Origin of the sequence: Mycobacterium sp. Aquia_216 (assembly GCF_026723865.1) — a bacterium.
In the GTDB taxonomy this organism is placed as follows: domain Bacteria; phylum Actinomycetota; class Actinomycetes; order Mycobacteriales; family Mycobacteriaceae; genus Mycobacterium.
In genome coordinates, this window is record NZ_CP113529.1 from 5,689,889 (window position 1) to 5,708,626 (window position 18,738).

Below are 18,738 nucleotides of genomic sequence, written 5' to 3' on the forward strand. Positions count from 1 at the left end.
ACAATGACATTCGCGTGCTTGGCTGCCCACCGGGTGGCAGCCGTCGCCCGTCGACTCGCGGCGTTCGCGATCACCGCCGCGACGCTGTCGGTCTCGGGCTGCGGCGACTCCGGCGACCATACCGAGGGTGACCCGTCGGACAACGGCTGTCACACGCTGGCCGCCGATCCCGGATGGTATGGCGACAACAGGGACCGGATCAACGCGATGATCGGCAAGCTGGGCACCTGCGGCAAGCTGGCACCCGAGGCCGACGCGGCGCCGCTGGCGTTGTTCGACTGGGATGGCACCATGGTGAAGAACGACATCGGCGACGCGACCTTCTTCTGGATGGTGCGCAACTCCAAGGTTCGTCAACCTGCCGCCGGAAATTGGAGCACGACAAGCCAATACCTCACCCCACCGGCCGCCGCGGCCCTGGCCGCCGCGTGTGGCGCGCTGGCGCCCCCGGGCCAACCATTGCCGACGGGATCCAACGGCGGGTGCGCCGACGAACTGATTTCGGTATACAGCGATCGCCAGATACGAACGGGCGCGGCGGCATTCGACGGCTACAACCATCGGCGCATCGCTCCCGCCGCCGCTTGGGCGGCACAACTTCTCGCCGGCTGGACCGAAGCCGACGTCGGCGGATTCGCCGAAGCGGCTCGGCGGGAGAACCTGGACGCACCCGAGGGCGCCGAACAGCTGGTGGGCAGCGGCCGCCGAAACGGGTGGATTCGCTACTACGCGCAGATGCGAGACTTGGTCACCGCCCTGCAGGCCAACGGATTTGACGTGCGAATCATCTCCGCTTCACCCGAGCCGGCGGTGCGAGTGTGGGCCGCCGAATTGGGAATCTCGGCCGACCACGTGATGGGCACCCGCACCGAGCACAACGGTGACGTCCTCACTACGCGATTGACGTCCTGCGGCGGGGAGCCATCGATTCCCTTCAACGAGGGCAAACGCTGCCGGATCAACGAGCAAGTCTTCGGCGTCCAGGGAACGGCGGCCTTCGACCAGCTGCCCGGGCAGCGGCGCCAGGTGTTCGGGGCCGGCGACTCCGATGGCGACGTAACGTTCGTCGCGGATGCGACCGCGCTCCGCCTGGTGATCAATCGCAACCAGATCGAGTTGATGTGCCGGGCCTACGCCAATCTCGACGGCCGTTGGCTGGTCAACCCGATGTTCATCAATCCACTGACAGCGAGCCCGCCCTACCCGTGCGCGACCCAGGGGTTCGACCAGCCCAACGGCGACCAGGCGCCGCTACTGCGACCCGACGGCGTCGTCGTCCCCGACCAGCAGGACCGCGTATTCTCGGGGTAGCTGACAGCTGAACTCTTGTGACACTGATGCAACGGCAAGGTTTCCGGCACGTGTCTGGAAAGTCTCTAAATCGGCTGCCTTGCAAGAGTTGTCAACTTAACGGCACCCTATAGAGATAATCGCACGTCAGCCGGCCGCCGTCGCCCCTCGCTCGATGCTCGATGTGCGAAACCCGCTGGTTTCGCTGAGACTCCGTAAGACGGAAGGCGGTGTATCCCGATGGCCATCCGGCGCACCCTCGACCCCATTGTCGTCAGCCGGGGCGGCAAGATTGCCCGTCTGGAGTCCAGCCTGACCCCACATGAGGCACAGATCGAGGATCTGGTGTTCATTCGAAAGGCGTTGAACCGGGCCGATATTCCTTTCCTGCTGATCCGCAACCACAAAGACCGGCCGATCCTCGCGATCAATATAGAGCTACGCCCCGCGGTTGAGCGTGCGCTCGCGACGGCGGCTGCCGGCGAACCCGTATACGCCAAGACCATCGACGAGAAGGGTCTTTCTCCGGTCCTGGTCGCCAACGGACGGCTGTCCCCGTTGATCGATCCGCGCATGGTGCGGCTATATCGGCGGCGAATCGCGCCCGGCGGACTACGCTACGGGCCGGCGTTCGGCGTCGAACTTCAGTTCTGGGTCTACGAGGATACCGTGATCCGGTGTCCCGTGGAGAATTCGTTGACCCGCAAAGTGTTGCCGCACAGTGAAATAAAGCCAGCGACCGTCAAGCTCTACGGATACAAATGGCAGACCATCGCGGGAATGTTCACTCCGCACGCAAGCGACGTGACATTCGATATCGACATGGTGTTCTCTTGGGTCGAAGGCACTGATCCGCAGTTTCGCGCCCGGCGCGCGGCCCAGATGTCGCGGTACGTCGCGGGCGAAGGCGACGATGCCGAAGCGCGCATTCGGCAGATCGATGAGTTGAAGTACGCCCTACGGTCGGTGAACATGTTTGCGCCGTGGGTGCGCCGGATCTTCATCGCAACGGATTCATCCGTGCCGGCATGGCTGGCCGAGCATCCGAAAATCACCATCGTTCGCGCGGAGGAGCATTTCTCGGACCCGACGGCCTTGCCCACCTACAGCTCGCACGCGGTGGAAAGCCAACTGCACAACATCGCGGATCTCAGTGAGCATTTCCTGTATTCCAACGATGACATGTTTTTCGGTCGACCGCTCAAGGCCAGCATGTTCTTTTCCCCGGGCGGCATCACGAGGTTCATCGAGGCGAAGACGCGCATCGGGCTGGGCGGCAACGACCCCTCGCGCAGCGGGTTCGAGAATGCGGCCCGAGTCAACCGGCAGCTGATCCTGGAGCGATTCGGACAGGTCATCACTCGCCATCTCGAACACACCGCGGTTCCGTTGCGCAAGAGCGTGCTGCAGCAGATGGAGCAGGAGTTCCCGGACGACTTCGCGCGCACTCAGGCCAGTCAATTCCGTTCCAGCACCGATATCTCGGTGACCAACTCGTTCTACCACTACTACGCGCTGATGACCGGACGTGCCGTGCAGCAGGAGAAGGCCAAGGTGTTGTACGTCAACACCACCACCCGTGCCGGTCTCGAGCTATTGCCCGTGCTGCGAAAGAAGCGCGACTATGACTTCTTCTGCCTCAACGACAGCAGCTTCCCCGAAGTCTCTCCGGACGAGCGGACCGAACGCGTCACCGGGTTCCTCGAACGCTATTTCCCGATACCCGCGCCTTGGGAGAAAGTCGCGGCCGACGTCAATCAACCGGGCTTTGCCGAGCCGATGACGTTAACGCCATTGGAGGGTGGGTAAACAGCGAATCCCGACGAGACGGTTCGATGAAGAGTCCGGCTTCGGCGATTTTGCGTTGCGACTCCGCGGGAGAAACGAAGGTGCCCACGGTTTTTCCGCTGCCGAGCGGAATCACGGAGTGCACCACGGTGTCTTGGTAGACGTGCACCACGTTGCAGCCCTGGGCGCCGTCCCTACCTCGGGTGCCCCCGGCTTCGACCGTCAGGTCTTGGGTGTAGCACGTGGCCGAGGCGACCGACACGGGGATTCCGACAAAGGTCGCATTCGTCGAATAGTGCAGGTGCCCGGCCAAAATGGCACGCACATCGGTGCCCTTGAGGACGTGACCAAGCGGCGCCTGGTCACGCAATTCGACCGTGACGGCCAAGTCCAAAACGCTGGGAATCGGCGGATGATGCAACGCCAGAATGGTTCCGTCGGGCGCCGGGGTCGCCAATTCGTCGGCGAGCCAATCCAATTGGGAGTCACTGATCTCACCGTAGTGATGTCCCGGGACCGACGTATCCAACGTGATGATGCGCAACCCGTCGACCATGCGGATACGGTCGAACGGCGCCATCGACGGCGCCTCGTCCAGCAACAGCCTGCGCAGTTCCGCGCGGTTATCGTGGTTGCCCATTACCCAGACGAGTTCGGCACCCAGCTCCGCGGCGAACGGTTCAACCACGCGGCGCAGCTTGCGGTAGGCCTCGGGTTCGCCCTTGTCGGCCAGGTCGCCGGTGAAGATGATCGCGTCGGGCCGCAGCCCGGAATGCCTGAGCTGCTCCAGCAGCTTGCCGAGCAGGCCGTCGGCGTCGACCGCTCCATAAAGGGAGCCGTCTCCCGAAATGAGGTGCGTATCGCTGATGTGCAAAAGCACGTAGTCCGGCCGCGAATGCTCCGCGGCCCTGAGTCTGCGCACCGGAGGTGCCAACCCCTTCCATGATCAGTTAACACAAACGAAACAAGTATACCCGGGGTGATGGGCAATCCCGCACACTTGTGCGGGGATCCACCAGGCGTTATCCGCAGATCCGCCGCTCAGCCAAAGAATCGCGGCAGCACTGCTTCGGATGTGGTGCGCAGTTCGGCCAGTGACACCGTGAAGAGACCTTGAAATTCCACCACGTCCGAGCCCTGGTCGACGACGCCGATACGGACGGCAGGTAGTCCGCGCGCCTCGCACATGGAACGAAACCGGCTCTCCTCGGTGCGCGGCACCGCGACGAGCACCCGGCCGGCCGACTCGGAGAACAGCATCACGAACGGATCGCCACCCTCGGGCAGTACTATGCGGCAACCCGTTTCACCCGCCAGCGCAGATTCCACGATGGCCTGGGCCAGCCCGCCCTCGGACAGGTCGTGGGCCGCGGTCACCAGCCCGTCGCGTGATGCAGCGCTCAGCACCTCAGCCAGCAGCTTCTCCCTTTGCAGGTCGACCGCGGGCGGCAGCCCACCCAGATGCTCGCCGGTCACCTGAGCCCAGATGGACCCGTCGAACTCGTCGCGGGTGTCGCCGAGTAGTAGCAGGGATTCTCCCGGTTCGGTGCCCACGGCGGTCGGAATCCGCCGATCGACATCGTCGATCACGCCCAGCACGCCAACCACCGGAGTGGGCAGGATCGCGGCCGATCCGGTTTGGTTGTAGAAGCTGACATTGCCTCCGGTCACCGGAATCCCCAGGGCCACACAGCCATCGGCGAGCCCCCGGACCGCTTGGGCGAACTGCCACATCACTCCCGGGTCTTCGGGAGATCCGAAGTTAAGGCAGTTCGTCACCGCGACCGGGACAGCGCCCGTGGCGGCGACGTTGCGGTAGGCCTCGGCCAGCGCAAGCTGGGCTCCGGTGTAGGGATCCAACTTCGTGTAGCGGCCCGAGGCGTCCGTCGACAGCGCGATGCCGCGTCCGGTGGACTCGTCGATACGCAGCACTGCACCGTCGGCGTGCTCGGCCAGCACGGTGTTGCCGCGGACGTAGCGGTCGTACTGTTCGGTGATGAATGCGCGGCTGCACAGGTGCGGGCTGCCCAGCAGCGCAAGCAAAGTCGCACGCAGCTGTTCACCGGTGACCGGCCGGGGCAGACTGCTCGATCGGTCGGCGTTCAGGGCATCCTGCGATTCGGGACGGGCCACTGGGCGCTCGTACACCGGACCCTGATGGGCCACGGTGCGCGGCGGCACGTCGACGACCGTTTCGCCATGCCAGGTGATGCGCAGCCGGTCACCATCGGTGACCTCGCCGATGACGGTCGCGAGCACCTCCCATTTGCGGCACACCGCCAGAAAAGCCTCGACGTTCTCGGGAGCGACCACCGCGCACATTCGCTCCTGGGACTCGCTGGACAGAATCTCCGCGGGAGTCATGTTGGCCGCCCGCAACGGGACCGTCTCCAGTTCAACGCGCATGCCGCCGTCGCCGGCTGATGCGAGTTCCGAAGTCGCACAGGATAATCCGGCACCACCGAGGTCCTGGATGCCGATCACCAACCCAGCCGCGTACAGCTCCAGGCAGCACTCGATGAGCACCTTCTCGGTGAACGGGTCGCCAACCTGCACCGAGGGCAGCTTCTTGCGGCCGGGGCCTCCGCCCTCGTCGCCGCCAAAGGTCTCCGAGGCCAGCACGGACACCCCGCCGATCCCGTCCAGGCCGGTGCGGGCGCCGAACAGGATGATCTTGTTGCCGGTTCCCGACGCGAAGGCAAGGTGGAGATCCTCCTTGCGCAACACCCCCACGCACAGCGCGTTCACCAACGGATTGCCGGCATACGAGGCGTCGAAGACGGTCTCGCCGCCGATGTTCGGCAGACCCAGCGAGTTACCGTAACCACCGATACCGCGGACCACGCCGTCGAGCACGCGGCGGGTGTCGGGCGCATCGGCGGCCCCGAACCGCAGCTGATCCATCACGGCGACGGGTCGCGCGCCCATCGCCATGATGTCGCGCACGATGCCGCCCACACCGGTGGCCGCGCCCTGGTAGGGCTCGACGTAGGACGGGTGGTTGTGCGACTCCACCTTGAAGGTCACAGCCCAGCCGTCGCCGATGTCGACGACGCCCGCGTTCTCCCCGATTCCGGCCAGCATGGCCGCGCGCATCTCGTCGGTCGTGGTCTCGCCGAAGTAGCGCAGGTGCACCTTGGACGACTTGTACGAGCAGTGCTCGCTCCACATCACCGAGTACATCGCCAGCTCGGTGTCGGTGGGTCTGCGGCCCAGAATCTCGCGAATCCGCTGGTACTCGTCGTCTTTGAGACCCAACTCAGCGAAGGGCTGCGGCTGGTCGGGCGTGGTCGCCGCGTGTTCCACGGTATCCGCCACGTGGGTTCGCGCGCCTGTTCCGGAGGCAGTCACGCAGACAGTCTAGGGTGACGGCCCACCCCGGCGGCTACCCAAAGCCGGTGGCCGCGCCTAGCCCGCGATCTCGGCCAGCGCCGATTCCGGGTCAAGGTCGGCATACGCGAACGAATACCGTTGCGCCAGTGCGACAGAGACGTCGGTGCGCTGCCATTCACCGGCACTGGCGGTGACCAGCCACAGGGTCAGCCCGTGGGCGACGGAAGCGCGGTAGCGCAACCAGATCTCCTCGGTGCTGGGCAGCTCGTCGGCCGGCAACCCCAGCGAGTCTCGGTATTCGGCGAGCAGGTCGCGCTCGCTGCGACGCCGATCCGCTACGGTCAGGGCGCCTTGCAGGAAGTAGCCCAGGTCCAGCGACCAATTGCCCCGCCGGGCGACCTGCCAGTCCAGGAAACCAACCTCGCCGCTGGGCAGCAGGTAGGTGTTGCCGATGTGTGGGTCGCCGTGCAGCAAGGTCTGCGGCGACGTGGTCAGCGTCGCGACGTACGGCTTCCAGATCGCATCGATGAGCTTGTCGATGGTCAGCGACAGCACTTCCGCGGGCGCGTCGGCGCCAAGGCGTTCGAGGGCGGCCGGCAGCGGTGCCGCCTCCATGCCCTTCCATGGCAGAAAAGGCTCCAGCCATGCCAGGGCCGGCTCGCGCAGCACGCGTTCACCCCAGTAGCGGCCGTGCATCCGGGCCAGGCCACGCACACCGGTGGCGACCTGCTCGACTGTCATCGGCCGGGTGCCGTCGCGCGGATCGGCTCCCCTGGCCCGAAGATCCTCCATGACCAAGACGAAGTCGTAGTCGGGCTCATCGATCAGCGCGGTGTAGACGGCCGGGTGTTCCAGCGGTAAATCCACCCCGCAGGTGAAAAGTCGCGGCTCGTGGAACATCCCGCTGGTCAGGCGAATCAGCACTTTGTGCGCGGGGTCGGCAGCCTTGACGAAGACCGTGCCCGGGCCCGCACCGGCTTGGTAGGTGACACCCAGCCGGGCACGCCGGTTGGTGCCGTCGTCGCGAAGCGCGACGGTGACCGTATCGACCACGACACCGGGAAAGTCCATGGCCAGCGCCGCCGACATCCACTCGGGCGTGATTTCGTCCCAGGTCTTCGGCACTGACAACGAGGGAGCACTCACCGGTGAGTCCTTTCGTAGAAACGACACGTATCGTATCCTAAGCTGGTCACCATGAAGGTAGCCGAACCCGGCCCGCATCCGCCAGTGACCGACGAACGGGTCGGCCGGCCGCGAGACAGCCGGTTAGATCACGCGATTCTGGACGCCACCCGCGAGCTGCTGACGACCGGCAGTTACGCCGAATTGTCGATGGAAAGCGTCGCCGCCCGCGCGGGGGTGGGCAAGAAGACGCTGTACCGGCGTTGGTCGTCAAAGGCACCGTTGGTCGCCGAAGCGGTGTTGGAGGCCTACGGAAGATCGGGGTCGTTTCCGGTCGCGCACACCGGCATCATCCGTGCCGATCTGCGGGCGTGGCTGAGCGAGCACGCCGAGTTTCTAGCCGAGCCAACCAACGCCGCGTTAGTGCGAGCTCTTGTCGCCGCGGCGGCCGCTCGCCCGGGCGACGGCGAGGATCTCTATCAACAATTGAGCGCCCCGCAGCTCGCGGGGTTGACGACGCGACTGCGCCGAGCCGTCGCAGACGGAGAACTCCGCGCCGGCGCGGACATCGATGCCGTCGCGCACGCATTGGTCGGCACGCTGCTCTTTCACGCGCTCACGCGAGTCGGCGACAGCGCCGGATTCGACGGGCTCGTTGACGCGCTGCTGGACGGGATATCGAGTTATTGACCCGCGACGCAGAACGCATTGCCTTCGGGGTCGGCCAGCACCACCCAGCGAAAGTTGCCGCTGAATTGGTGGCGTCCTACTTCGGTGGCTCCCGCTGCCGTCAGCCGCGACACCTCGCCGTCGACGTCCTTGGCATGAAAGTCGAGATGCACGCGATTCTTTCCCGGCGTCGGATCGGGCACATTCTGAAAACCCAGTCGGGGCCCGTCCGGTCGCATGACCGCAAAGAGTTCACCCGGGATCAGTTCTGCTGTGGTGCCCCCGAACTGGTCGGCCCACCAGCTGGCCAGCTTCGCCGCATCGCCGCAGTCGAACGTGACCATCTCCACTTTGAGCGTCATACCGGTCGACTCTATGCCTGACCGACCCGCGGAGACTATTGCGGCGACAAAAACGCTTGCAGCGCAGCGGAATAGGCGGCGACGTCGTGAGCACCCATCAATTCGCGCGCGGAGTGCATCGCAAGCTGGGCGGCGCCGACGTCGACGGTGGGGATGCCGGTTTGCGCCGAGACCAGCGGTCCGATCGTCGAACCACACGGCAGGTCGGCGCGATGCTCATAGCGCTGCAGCCCCACCCCGGCCTGCCGGCACGCCAACGCGAACGCCGCCGCCGTACGCCCGTCGGTCGCGTAGCGCAGATTGGGGTGCACCTTGAGCACCGGCCCCGCGTTGATAGCGATCAAGTGGCCCGGCTCGTGGCGCTCCGGGTAGTTCGGATGGGTGGCATGCGCCATATCCGCGGAGGCCAACAGCGATGCCGGCAGCCGCCGCAGGAAGTCTTCCCGGCTGCCGCCGGCCGCGAGCACGATGCGCTCGAGAACGGTACTCAGCAGAGTGGACTGCGCACCGTGGTCCGACGACGAGCCGACCTCCTCGTGGTCGAACAGCACCAACACCGGCACGCAGCCGCGCGGCGCCGAGGCAGGTTCCAAGGACAGCAACGCCTCCAGCCCCGCATAGCAACTGGCCTGATTATCCAGCCGGGGCGCGCTCAGCAGGCCGGCGTCAGCGCCGAGCACCGTCGACGGCGTCAGATCGTGCGTCATCAGGTCAGCGGCCAGCACGTCGGCGGGTGCCACCCCGGCCTGCTCGGCGACATACGCCATGAATGCGCGCGCCTTGTCGCCGGCACCCCAAACCGCGTTGACGTGTCGCTGCGGGTCCAGGGTTACCGACTTGCGGTCCTCGGCCAGATGAATCGCCAGCTGCGGCACCCGCAGGATCGGCTCGTCGATCCGGACGAGCCGATGGTCCAGCCCGGAGCCGTCACGCACCGACAACCGGCCGCTGATCCCCAGATCGCGGTCCAGCCACGAGTTGAGCCACGCCCCGCCGTACGGCTCCAGCGCCACCACCTGCCACCCGGTGACCACCCGGTCGGGGTGCTGCTTGACCCGCAGGTTGGGGCTGTCGGTGTGCGCGCCGACGATCCGGAATGGACCGTCGGGGCCCACGGTGTTCCACGCGATCAGTGAGGCGGCGCGGACGGTGAAGTAGCGCCCCGGCTGCCCGGGCCACGGGTCGGCTTCGCGGAGTTCGGTGTAGCCGGCGGCGAGGAGCCGGCCGGCCACTGTGGCACACACATGAAATGGGGACGGAGAGGCGTCGATGAATTCGCAGAGGCCTGCGGCGCTGGCCGACATGTTCAACATCATGGCTGTTCGCAACCACGCAGTTCACGCTGGGCCCAATTGCGCGACTCCTCACTCGCGCACTTCCTGCGCTCGCCGTCGCCACGCTGGGCCCAATTGCGCGACTCCTCACTCGCGCACTTCCTGCGCTCGCCGTCGCCACGCTGGGCCCAATTGCGCGACTCCTCACTCGCGCACTTCCTGCGCTCGCCGTCGCCACGCTAAGGTCACCAGGGTGCCTCCGGTTCAGCCACAACACATCCTCGCGCCGTTGACGCCTGCCGCGATTTTTTTGGTGGCCACCATCGTCGACGGCGGCGAAGCAGCCGTGCACGACGCGTTGCCCGACATCTCGGGGCTGGTGCGCGCCATTGGCTTTCGCGACCCGACCAAGCATCTGTCGGTGATCACCTCGATCGGGTCGGACGCCTGGGATCGGTTGTTCGCCGGACCGCGGCCCGCCGAACTGCATCCGTTCATCGAGCTGACCGGACCGCGACACACCGCACCGGCCACCCCCGGCGATCTGTTGTTCCATATCCGGGCCGAGTCCCTGGACGTCTGCTTCGAACTGGCCGGTCGCATCCTCAAGGCGATGGCCGGTGCAGTCAATGTCATCGACGAAGTGCACGGCTTTCGCTTCTTCGACAACCGCGATCTGCTCGGCTTTGTCGACGGCACCGAAAATCCGGACGGCCCAATCGCCGTGAGCGCCACCGCGATCGGTGACGAGGATCCCGACTTCGCCGGCTCCTGCTACGTCCACATCCAGAAGTACGTACACGACATGCAGTCGTGGGATTCGCTGTCGGTCACCGAGCAGGAATTGGTGTTCGGCCGTACCAAGCTCGAAGACATCGAGATGGACGACGACGTCAAGCCGTCCGACGCACACATCGCGCTCAACGTGATCGAAGACGAGGACGGCAACGAGCTGAAGATCGTGCGGCACAACATGCCGTTCGGCGAGGTGGGCAAGGGCGAGTACGGCACCTACTTCATCGGCTATTCGCGCACGCCCGAGGTCACCGAGCGCATGCTGCGCAACATGTTTCTCGGCGATCCGCCCGGCAATACCGATCGCGTGCTTGACTTCTCCACCGCGCTGACCGGTGGGCTGTTCTTCTCCCCCACCGTCGACTTCCTCGACGATCCACCGCCGCTTCCCGCGCCGTTGGAGACGGCACCGCCACCCACGCCCGCACCCGATAACGGTTCACTATCGATCGGCAGCCTGAAAGGAACCACCCAATGACGAACAACCTCTACCGCAATCTGGCGCCGGTCACCGACGTCGCCTGGACTGAAATCGAATTGGAGGCGACGCGGACCTTCAAGCGGCACATCGCCGGGCGCCGGGTGGTCGACGTCAGCGAGCCCGGTGGTCCGGTCACCGCCGCGGTCAGCACGGGGCGTCTGGTCGACGTCCAGGCGCCCACCGACGGCGTGGTGGCACATCTGCGGGAGAGCAGACCCCTTGTCCGCCTGCGTGTTCCGTTCACGCTCTCGCGCGTGGAGATCGACAATGTCGAACGGGGCGCGCAGGACTCCGACTGGGACCCGGTGAAAGAGGCCGCCAAGAAACTGGCCTTTATCGAAGACCGCGCCATCTTCGAGGGCTACTCCGCCGCGTCGATTGAGGGCATCCGCTCCGCGAGCTCGAACAAGCCGCTGACGCTGCCCGCAGACCCCAGCGAAATTCCGGACATCATCACCCAGGCGATCAGCGAACTGCGGCTGGCCGGCGTCGACGGCCCATACTCGGTACTGCTCTCCGCCGACGTCTACACCAAGGTCAGCGAGACCACTGCCGGTGGCTATCCGATCCTCGAGCACATCGACCGGCTGGTACCGGGCGACATCATCTGGGCACCGGCCATCGACGGCGCATTCGTGCTGACCACCCGTGGCGGCGACTTCGATCTGCAGCTGGGCACCGACGTGTCGATCGGCTACACCAGCCATGACGCCGACACCGTGCAGCTGTATCTGCAAGAGACCCTGACGTTCCTGTGCTACACCGCCGAGGCATCTGTCGCGCTGGGCACCTAGGAAACGCAAGAGACGAGTGCTTACGAGCCTGTAAATCCGCAGACAAACTGCGAGTGAGGGCCCGCAGGATTACAGGCTCGAGGATGCCGCCCTCTCCCGTCGACCACCTTTAGCGGTCGGCGCGCGATTGCATTCTGACAAGGCTTTTAGAGATCCAGCACCAGGTCGCTGTTGGGAGCCGCCGAACAGATGAGCACCGTGCCCGGCCCGGGCGGCTCCAGCGGAGCCTGAACATACTTGGTGGTGCCGGCGACGACTCCGGTCTCGCACAGGTGACAGACACCGCTGCGGCACGAAAAACGGGTCGGCACGTCGCAGGCTTCGGCGAAATCCAGGAGACTGCCGCAGCCGGCAGACCAGCTGGCGGTAAGCCCGCTGCGCGCGAAGGTAATTGACGGTCCGGTCCCCGGCGGTCCGGCCGGTGCATGCGGCGGCACCCGCAGTGCCCCGCCGACGATGCCGGGATTGATCGGCGGTAGCGCGCCGAACAATTCGCTGTGGACCCGCGCGGTGTCCAGTCCGGCAGCGGTCAAGGCATCACGCATATCGGTCATGAATTGTGTTGGGCCGCAAAGATATGCCGCGGCATCGGCGGGAAGCCCTAACGCCGCGACAGCCTGCTGATCCAGGCGCCCCTGTGTCTGGGTGTAGAACACCTGTTGCCGGGCGTGTGGCAACGACTCGATCAGCGTCGTGACTTCGACCGCGAACGCCTGACTTTCGGGATTGCGGCTCGTGTGCAGCCACCAAATGTCGCGACTACTCTGCGCGGCCGCCAGCGCATGCAGCATCGCCAGGACGGGAGTGATGCCGATGCCCGCCGACACCAGCACCACCGGCCCATCGTCATCGGCGAGATAGAAATCGCCACGCGGGGCCGCAGCCTCGATGACCGATCCCGGTTCGATGTGGGCATGCAACCATCGACTGGCCAGGCCGCATTCTTCGCGCTTGACGCTGATGCGGTAGTCGCCTGCGGCGGGATCGCCGGACAGCGAATAACTACGTATCGGCACCGGATCGCCGGCCCCGGGAATTCGTACCGTCAGGTATTGCCCCGGCAGTGGCGGCGGCAACGAGACACCGTCGTCGGCCGCAAGACGGATCGACAGCACCGACGGACTCTCCCGGCGTATTGCGGTGACCCGCAACGGCCGAAAGCCGTTCCACCCCGGTTCGACTCCGATGGCCGGCGCCGGCTCCTCCCCCGAGTCGAGCATGTCATTGAACGATTGCTGCCAGCCGGGGCTCAGTGCCGGTACGTCTACGACCTTGCGCAGCGTTTCGGTGTTGCGGTTGGGCAGATACAACAGCGCATCGACGTCGGCGACACTGAGCTCGTGTCGGCCCCGGCGGGTCCGCACGATGTCGTCACCGGCCTGGACGTGGCCCTCGGTGATGACACGAAAGTAGAATCCCGGACGGTGCTGGGCGACAAGCAGATTGGGCATCTCCGGTTCGTCGAGCCGCAAACCGATCCGGAAGCAGGTGACCCGCGGCTGGGTGACCTCGAATTCAGCGTCACCGATGCGGTAGCGGTCACCGATGCACACCTCGTGGTCGGACAGTCCCGTGATGGTGAAGTTCTCCCCGAAGTGACCCGGTACCAGATCGCCGCGTTTCAGGTAGTTCTTCCAGAACTCATACGATTCGGTCTGATAGACCATGACCGCGCGTTGTTCGCCACCGTGGCCGCCGAGATCGCCGTCGCCGTCGCCGTCGATGTTGAGACGTCGCACCATGATCGGTCCTTCTACCGGCGTCTTCCATATCCCGGTGTAGACCGTCTTGTCGCGCCATTGCACGTTCTTGGGCATGCCCACATTCACCGATACAAGCCTGCCCACTGTCGTCTCCTTTGGCCTTGCGAGAGAGCCTAAATCAGTGGCCCGCCGCCGTCGACTTTCAGCGTCATACCGGTCATGAAAGTGTTGTTCATGGCGAATAACACCGCGGCGGCCACGTCGTCCGGCGTGCCGATTCGGCGCACCGGGTTACCGGCCGCGATGTGCGTGAAGTAATCGCGCTTCCCGTTGTCGCCCAGGGCGTCCCACGCTCCGGTATCGATGACTCCGGGCGAAATCGCGTTGACCCTCGTCGGTGCGAGCTCGACGGCCAGCCAGCGGGCGAGAAAGTCAACGGCGCCATTGGTGATGCCCACCCCGAGGTACCCGACGTTGAGCTTGAACGCGTGCACGCCGGAGAACAAGACGAACGAGCCGCCCGGATTGATCAGCGGTGCAAAGTATTTGGCTAGCATTGTGGGCCCGATGACTTTTGTGTTACCCACAAGCACTCCTCAGCGTGGCAGCAGATTGGGATGGCTGGCCCAGAATATTCCCCGAGTACCCGAGCGGTCAACTCCTGCCGGACTATTGCGCGCGGCCGGTGTTGAGGCATACTGGGATGAGTATCCCAAAATGGGTAGGGCGCAGGAGGAATCTCATGCCGGCTGTTCACCATCGTTACGCCACCGTCGACGGTCATCGGCTGTTCTTCCGGGAAGCCGGCAACGAGGGGGCGCCGGCGCTGGTCCTGTTACACGGATTTCCGACCAGCTCTCGCATGTTCCGGCACCTGATCCCGGCGCTCGCCGACCGCTACCACGTGATCGCCCCCGATCACCTGGGGTTCGGGCTTTCCGACGCACCCAGCGTCGAGGGGTTCGACTACACCTTCGACGCGCTGACGGACCTGACCACGGGCCTGCTGCGGGACCTCCGAGTCGATCGGTACGCAATGTATGTGCAGGACTACGGCGCCCCCATCGGCTGGCGTTTGGCACTACGCGACCCGTCCGCGATTACGGCGATCATCAGCCAGAATGGCAACGGCTACGACGCCGGCTTCGTGACGGACTTTTGGAAGCCCGTGCGGGCCTACCAAACTCAGCCGAACGCCGAGACCGAGGCGCCGATACGCCAATTCCTCACCCTGGACGCGACCCGGTGGCAGTATCTCACCGGCGTGGCCGACGAAACCTTGGTCGACCCCGAGTGCTGGCATCACGACTACGGATTGCTCTGCCGGCCCGGTAACGACCTCGTGCAGCTGAAGCTGTTCCGGGACTACGCCACCAACGCGCCGATGTACCCGCAAGTGCACGAGTATTTTCGCGCCACCCAGGTTCCCCTGCTCGCGGTGTGGGGCCGCGGTGACCAGATCTTCGGCCCCGCCGGCGCCGAAGCCTTCGCCGACGATCTGCCCGACGCGCGGATTCATCTGCTCGACGGCGGCCATTTCCTGTTGGAGTCCGCCCTCGACGAAGTCACCCAACTGATCCGCAACTTCCTCGAGGATGGCGTGCCCGCCTGACCTGGGCTCGTGGACGCGCAGTCAGCAATGGGCTGTAGATCCCATAATTTGGGATGCTCGCGAGTTAGCCTGACGCGATGGCCCATCCCGATGTTCAGGACGAACAACGGTTGACCGCCAAGGGGCGTGCCACCCGCGACAGGATTGTGCAGGCTGCCGCCCAGCTGATCATCACTGAAGGTCTCTCGGCCTCGAACATGGAGAACGTGCGCAAGGCCGCATCGGTCAGCGGCTCTCAGCTCGCACACTATTTCGTCGACAAGAGCGCCCTGATTCGCGCGGTGATCAGGCGCCAGATCGGTGTGGTTCTGGACTTCCACCGGCAGCCCACGCTGCGGGACCTGGACTCGTTCGAAGACTTCGAGCGGTGGATCGATCTCAATATGCGCTACCTCCGACGCATCGGAACCTCCGGGGGCACACCGACCTACCACGCGCTGACCGCGCAGCTGGCGAAGTCCGACTCCGCAACCCGCGACACCCTGGCGGACGGCTACTGGCAGTGGGTGCAGTTGATCGAGGCGGCGATTCAGCGGATGAAGGACACGGGAGTCCTGATGGCGAGCGCCGATCCCCGACGACTGGCGCTGGCTATCATCAGCGCTCACCAAGGCGGAGCCACTCTCGCCTTTACCTATCGGGCGGAATGGCCGCACGCCGACGCTACCCGGTTCGCGGTCAACTACCTGCGAATGTTCGCTGCCGATCCCGATGAACGTTCCCCGCGGCCCGCACGGCGTCCCCGCGTCCGACGCACGAAGCCAAGGGCGGCAACGTGACCGAAGAAGGCAAGCCACGGTTCACCCGCAAGGGGCAGGCGACGCGGGCCCGCATCATCGATGTCGCCGCCCGGCTGATGTTCGAGCGCGGGGTGGCCAACACCAGTATCGACGAGGTGCGGAGCAACGCCGGAGTGGGCGGATCGCAGATCTCGCACTACTTCCGCGACAAACGCGACCTGACTCGCGAGGTCATCGCCGCGCGCCGCGATGACGTCATCGAGTTCCACACCCAACCACGGCTCGGCGCGCTCGACAGCGTCGCGGCGCTGCGAGCCTGGGCCGACGCCTGCGTCGCCGACATCGATACCGTGTATCGGCTCGGCGGATGCGTCTACGGCTCGCTGGCCGGTGAACTGATCGAGGCCGACGACGAAGTCCGCGACGACCTCGCGCAGGGCTACGACCAATGGCTCGAGCTTTTTCACACCGGCCTTGAGGCGATGCGCCGGCGCGGCGATCTGCGCGCCGATGCAGACCCGCGGCACCTGGCCGCGTCGCTGGTCATCGCGCACCAGGGCGGTGCGATGATCACGCACGCCACCGGCGACGCCGAGCCGTTGCGGGTCGCCGTCAATGCCGCCGTCGACTATGTGCGCTCCTTCGCGACCGCCCCCGAACCCGGCAAGCGGCATTCCAGACCGTCTCGGCAACGACGTCAATCCTGACCGCGCTCTGGACATTTTTGGGTTCTTCCGCCCATAATAATGGGTCAGTTAGCCCATTATGTCGAAGCGGACACCGGGCCACATTGCGAAATGCGAGTCATTCGCGAACCTGCTGGGGAGGCCAGTTCGATGGATACCGCCACTAGCACCACCAATACGCTGCCCACCGCGCCGGCCGTGGTACGTGAACAACCCGGCGGGGAAAGCATGCGCGCCATCATCCTGGAGGGGTTCGGCGGCCTGGACAGCTTGGTCTACACCGAGATCCCCAAGCCGCTGCCCAAGGACGGCGAAGTGGTGATCCAGGTGAAGGGATTCGGGATCAACCACGCCGAGCTGCACATGCGCCGGGGGGAATGGGCCGAAGCCGCCGAGGTCAGTGGCATCGAATGCGTCGGCGTCGTCGATTCGTGTCCAGGCGGCGAGTTTCCCGTCGGCGCGAAGGTCGCCGCCCTGATGGGCGGCCTGGGGCGAACGATCAACGGCAGCTATGCCCAATACACGCGGGTACGAGCTGCGAACGTCGCCCTCATCGAGTCCGAGCTGCCCTGGTCGCAATTGGCAGCACTGCCGGAGACCTATGCGGTGGCCTGGACGTGTCTCTTCCGCAACCTCGAGCTGAAAGCCGGACAAACGCTGGTGCTCCGCGGCGCGACATCGTCGTTCGGCCAGGCTGCTCTCAAGATGGCGGTCGCTGCCGGTGCGCGCGTCATCGCGACCGCGCGCAGCCCCAAGCGTTTTTCGATGCTCGAAGAACTGGGCGCTGCACGCGTCGAGTTGGAACGGCACGACCTGGCCGCCCACATCGCGGAGTCCAAGGAGATCGACGCCGTGCTCGATCTGGTGGGCAATAGCACCATTCTCGACTCCCTGGATATGCTGCGCCGCGGCGGCACCGCCTGCCTGGCCGGGTGGCTGGGTGGCCTCGACCCGATCGGAGATTTCAACCCGCTGTTGCGCATGGCCAGTGGAGTGAATTTGAACTTCTTGGGCAGCTTTGTGTTTGGGACTCCGGGCTTCCCGCTGTCCGACGTACCTCTGCAGGACATCGCGCGGCAGGTGGCCGAGGGCAAGCTCGACGCAACGCCGTCGCGTGTCTTCTCGTTCGACGAGATCCGCGAAGCACACCGGGTCATGGAGGCCGGCGAAGCCGGCGGCAAAATGGTCGTCGTCGTAGACTGAGCCGGACCGCTAACACATGCTCTGACAACCAGTTTCGTTGCGGAAAGGGAACAACGATGGGGTGGGCATGGCCGCGCTGATCGCCATTGGGTGGCCGGTCCCAGCGATGGTGCTGATCTGCTCGTGTCCGATCGGATATCTGCGCCCCGATATTCCGGACGCCAAGGGAGGTTGAGTGCCAGCCATGACGAGGCCTTCGGTACTTGTTTTCGACGTTAACGAGACGTTGATCGACATCGAATCCATCGCACCGCTTTTCGGGGAGTTGTTCGGCGACGAGCGGGTGCTTCGCGAATGGTTCGGGCAGCTCGTCATGTACTCGATGACGGCCACGCTGGCCGACTGCTATGCGGACTTCTTCACGCTCGGTCAGGGTGTATTGCATATGCTGGCCGACAGTTACCGGGTGGATATCACCGATCGCGACGCACGTCGTCTGCAAGAGCAGATGCGTACTATGCCGGCACATCCCGACGTCGAAGCAGCACTCACGGCACTGCACGACAATGGATTTCGTTTGGTCACGCTGACGAACTCGCCGCACCGGCCCGGAGTACGGACACCGCTGGACAACGCGGGACTCGCCGGTTTTTTCGAGCAGCAGCTCAGCGTGGAATCGTGTCGCGCCTTCAAACCGGCACCATTGGTGTATCGATATGCGTGTGAAGCGCTCGGCGTGGAGCCTGCCGATTGCATGATGGTGGCCGCCCACGTCTGGGATCTCCTCGGCGCCAACAATGTTGGCTTCAGCTCCGCTCTCGTCACGCGACCGGGCAACCGCCCATTACGGGTTGAGGGACTGCCGCAACCCACCCTCGTGGTCAACGATCTGCAGCAACTCGCCGAGCTCCTGACCGCTGGGCCGCGTTGAACTGATTGCCCG

Annotated in this window: 17 protein-coding genes; 10 read left to right on the top strand and 7 right to left on the bottom strand. The window is 65.1% G+C overall.

What is annotated here, in order from left to right; translation table 11 throughout:
• Positions 1 to 3 precede the first annotated feature (3 nt).
• On the top strand, positions 4 to 1,311 hold the full coding sequence (locus tag OK015_RS26630) for a haloacid dehalogenase-like hydrolase (protein WP_268127685.1): 1,308 nt from the start codon (positions 4 to 6) through the stop codon (positions 1,309 to 1,311).
• A gap of 219 nt (positions 1,312 to 1,530) precedes the next feature.
• On the top strand, positions 1,531 to 3,099 hold the full coding sequence (locus OK015_RS26635; protein WP_268127687.1) for a stealth family protein: 1,569 nt from the start codon (positions 1,531 to 1,533) through the stop codon (positions 3,097 to 3,099).
• On the opposite strand, the gene OK015_RS26640 is transcribed toward OK015_RS26635, so the two are convergent.
• The 3 genes from OK015_RS26640 to OK015_RS26650 all read right to left on the bottom strand — a co-directional run bounded on the left by OK015_RS26640 (position 3,044) and on the right by OK015_RS26650 (position 7,557).
• A complete protein-coding gene (locus OK015_RS26640; RefSeq protein WP_268127688.1) occupies positions 3,044 to 4,000 on the bottom strand; it encodes a phosphodiesterase in 957 nt (318 codons plus the stop codon). The genes OK015_RS26635 and OK015_RS26640 overlap by 56 nt on opposite strands.
• Before the next feature lie 119 nt (positions 4,001 to 4,119).
• Complete coding sequence (gene purL, locus OK015_RS26645) at positions 4,120 to 6,396, bottom strand: phosphoribosylformylglycinamidine synthase subunit PurL (protein ID WP_268133135.1); 2,277 nt, start codon at positions 6,394 to 6,396, stop codon at positions 4,120 to 4,122.
• 90 nt (positions 6,397 to 6,486) lie between these two features.
• Positions 6,487 to 7,557, bottom strand: coding sequence for a phosphotransferase (locus OK015_RS26650; RefSeq protein ID WP_268127690.1), 1,071 nt, complete (start codon positions 7,555 to 7,557; stop codon positions 6,487 to 6,489).
• Positions 7,558 to 7,641: 84 nt separating this feature from the next.
• Between OK015_RS26650 and OK015_RS26655 the strand changes: the two genes are divergently transcribed.
• Positions 7,642 to 8,226 carry a TetR/AcrR family transcriptional regulator gene (locus OK015_RS26655; RefSeq protein ID WP_326498562.1) on the top strand — a complete coding sequence of 195 codons (585 nt, stop codon included), beginning with the start codon at positions 7,642 to 7,644 and terminating at the stop codon, positions 8,224 to 8,226.
• Here OK015_RS26655 and OK015_RS26660 read toward each other — a convergent pair.
• Positions 8,220 to 8,567, bottom strand: a complete 348-nt coding sequence (locus tag OK015_RS26660; RefSeq protein WP_268127695.1) for a VOC family protein — start codon at positions 8,565 to 8,567, stop codon at positions 8,220 to 8,222. The two genes, OK015_RS26655 and OK015_RS26660, sit on opposite strands and share 7 nt — an antisense overlap.
• 35 nt (positions 8,568 to 8,602) lie before the next feature.
• On the bottom strand, positions 8,603 to 9,871 hold the full coding sequence (locus OK015_RS26665; RefSeq protein WP_268127697.1) for a M18 family aminopeptidase: 1,269 nt from the start codon (positions 9,869 to 9,871) through the stop codon (positions 8,603 to 8,605).
• A 223-nt stretch (positions 9,872 to 10,094) separates the two neighbouring features.
• Here OK015_RS26665 and OK015_RS26670 point away from each other — a divergent pair, with 223 nt between their 5' ends.
• Together OK015_RS26670 and OK015_RS26675 are read left to right on the top strand one after the other, a co-directional pair.
• Positions 10,095 to 11,114, top strand: coding sequence for a Dyp-type peroxidase (locus tag OK015_RS26670; RefSeq protein WP_268127699.1), 1,020 nt, complete (start codon positions 10,095 to 10,097; stop codon positions 11,112 to 11,114).
• Positions 11,111 to 11,911, top strand: a complete 801-nt coding sequence (locus OK015_RS26675) for a family 1 encapsulin nanocompartment shell protein (RefSeq protein ID WP_268127702.1) — start codon at positions 11,111 to 11,113, stop codon at positions 11,909 to 11,911. The genes OK015_RS26670 and OK015_RS26675 overlap by 4 nt, the downstream gene beginning before the upstream one ends.
• 146 nt (positions 11,912 to 12,057) lie before the next feature.
• On the opposite strand, the gene OK015_RS26680 is transcribed toward OK015_RS26675, so the two are convergent.
• Together OK015_RS26680 and OK015_RS26685 are read right to left on the bottom strand one after the other, a co-directional pair.
• Positions 12,058 to 13,758, bottom strand: a complete 1,701-nt coding sequence (locus OK015_RS26680) for an MOSC and FAD-binding oxidoreductase domain-containing protein (RefSeq protein ID WP_268127705.1) — start codon at positions 13,756 to 13,758, stop codon at positions 12,058 to 12,060.
• 29 nt (positions 13,759 to 13,787) lie between these two features.
• A complete protein-coding gene (locus OK015_RS26685; RefSeq protein ID WP_268127707.1) occupies positions 13,788 to 14,201 on the bottom strand; it encodes an SDR family oxidoreductase in 414 nt (137 codons plus the stop codon).
• Positions 14,202 to 14,356: 155 nt separating this feature from the next.
• Between OK015_RS26685 and OK015_RS26690 the strand changes: the two genes are divergently transcribed.
• From OK015_RS26690 to OK015_RS26710, 5 genes are all read left to right on the top strand, one after another.
• Positions 14,357 to 15,226, top strand: a complete 870-nt coding sequence (locus OK015_RS26690) for an alpha/beta fold hydrolase (RefSeq protein ID WP_268127710.1) — start codon at positions 14,357 to 14,359, stop codon at positions 15,224 to 15,226.
• A gap of 77 nt (positions 15,227 to 15,303) precedes the next feature.
• The gene (locus tag OK015_RS26695; protein ID WP_268127713.1) at positions 15,304 to 16,005 is read left to right on the top strand and encodes a TetR/AcrR family transcriptional regulator; all 702 of its coding nucleotides are present in this window, start codon (positions 15,304 to 15,306) and stop codon (positions 16,003 to 16,005) included.
• Positions 16,002 to 16,673, top strand: a complete 672-nt coding sequence (locus tag OK015_RS26700) for a TetR/AcrR family transcriptional regulator (RefSeq protein WP_268127715.1) — start codon at positions 16,002 to 16,004, stop codon at positions 16,671 to 16,673. Before OK015_RS26695 ends, OK015_RS26700 begins: the two co-directional genes overlap by 4 nt.
• 129 nt (positions 16,674 to 16,802) lie before the next feature.
• Positions 16,803 to 17,855, top strand: coding sequence for a zinc-binding alcohol dehydrogenase family protein (locus tag OK015_RS26705; RefSeq protein ID WP_268127717.1), 1,053 nt, complete (start codon positions 16,803 to 16,805; stop codon positions 17,853 to 17,855).
• 184 nt (positions 17,856 to 18,039) lie between these two features.
• Positions 18,040 to 18,726 (top strand): haloacid dehalogenase type II, encoded by a 687-nt coding sequence (locus OK015_RS26710; protein ID WP_268127719.1) that lies wholly within the window; start codon positions 18,040 to 18,042, stop codon positions 18,724 to 18,726.
• Positions 18,727 to 18,738 lie beyond the last annotated feature (12 nt).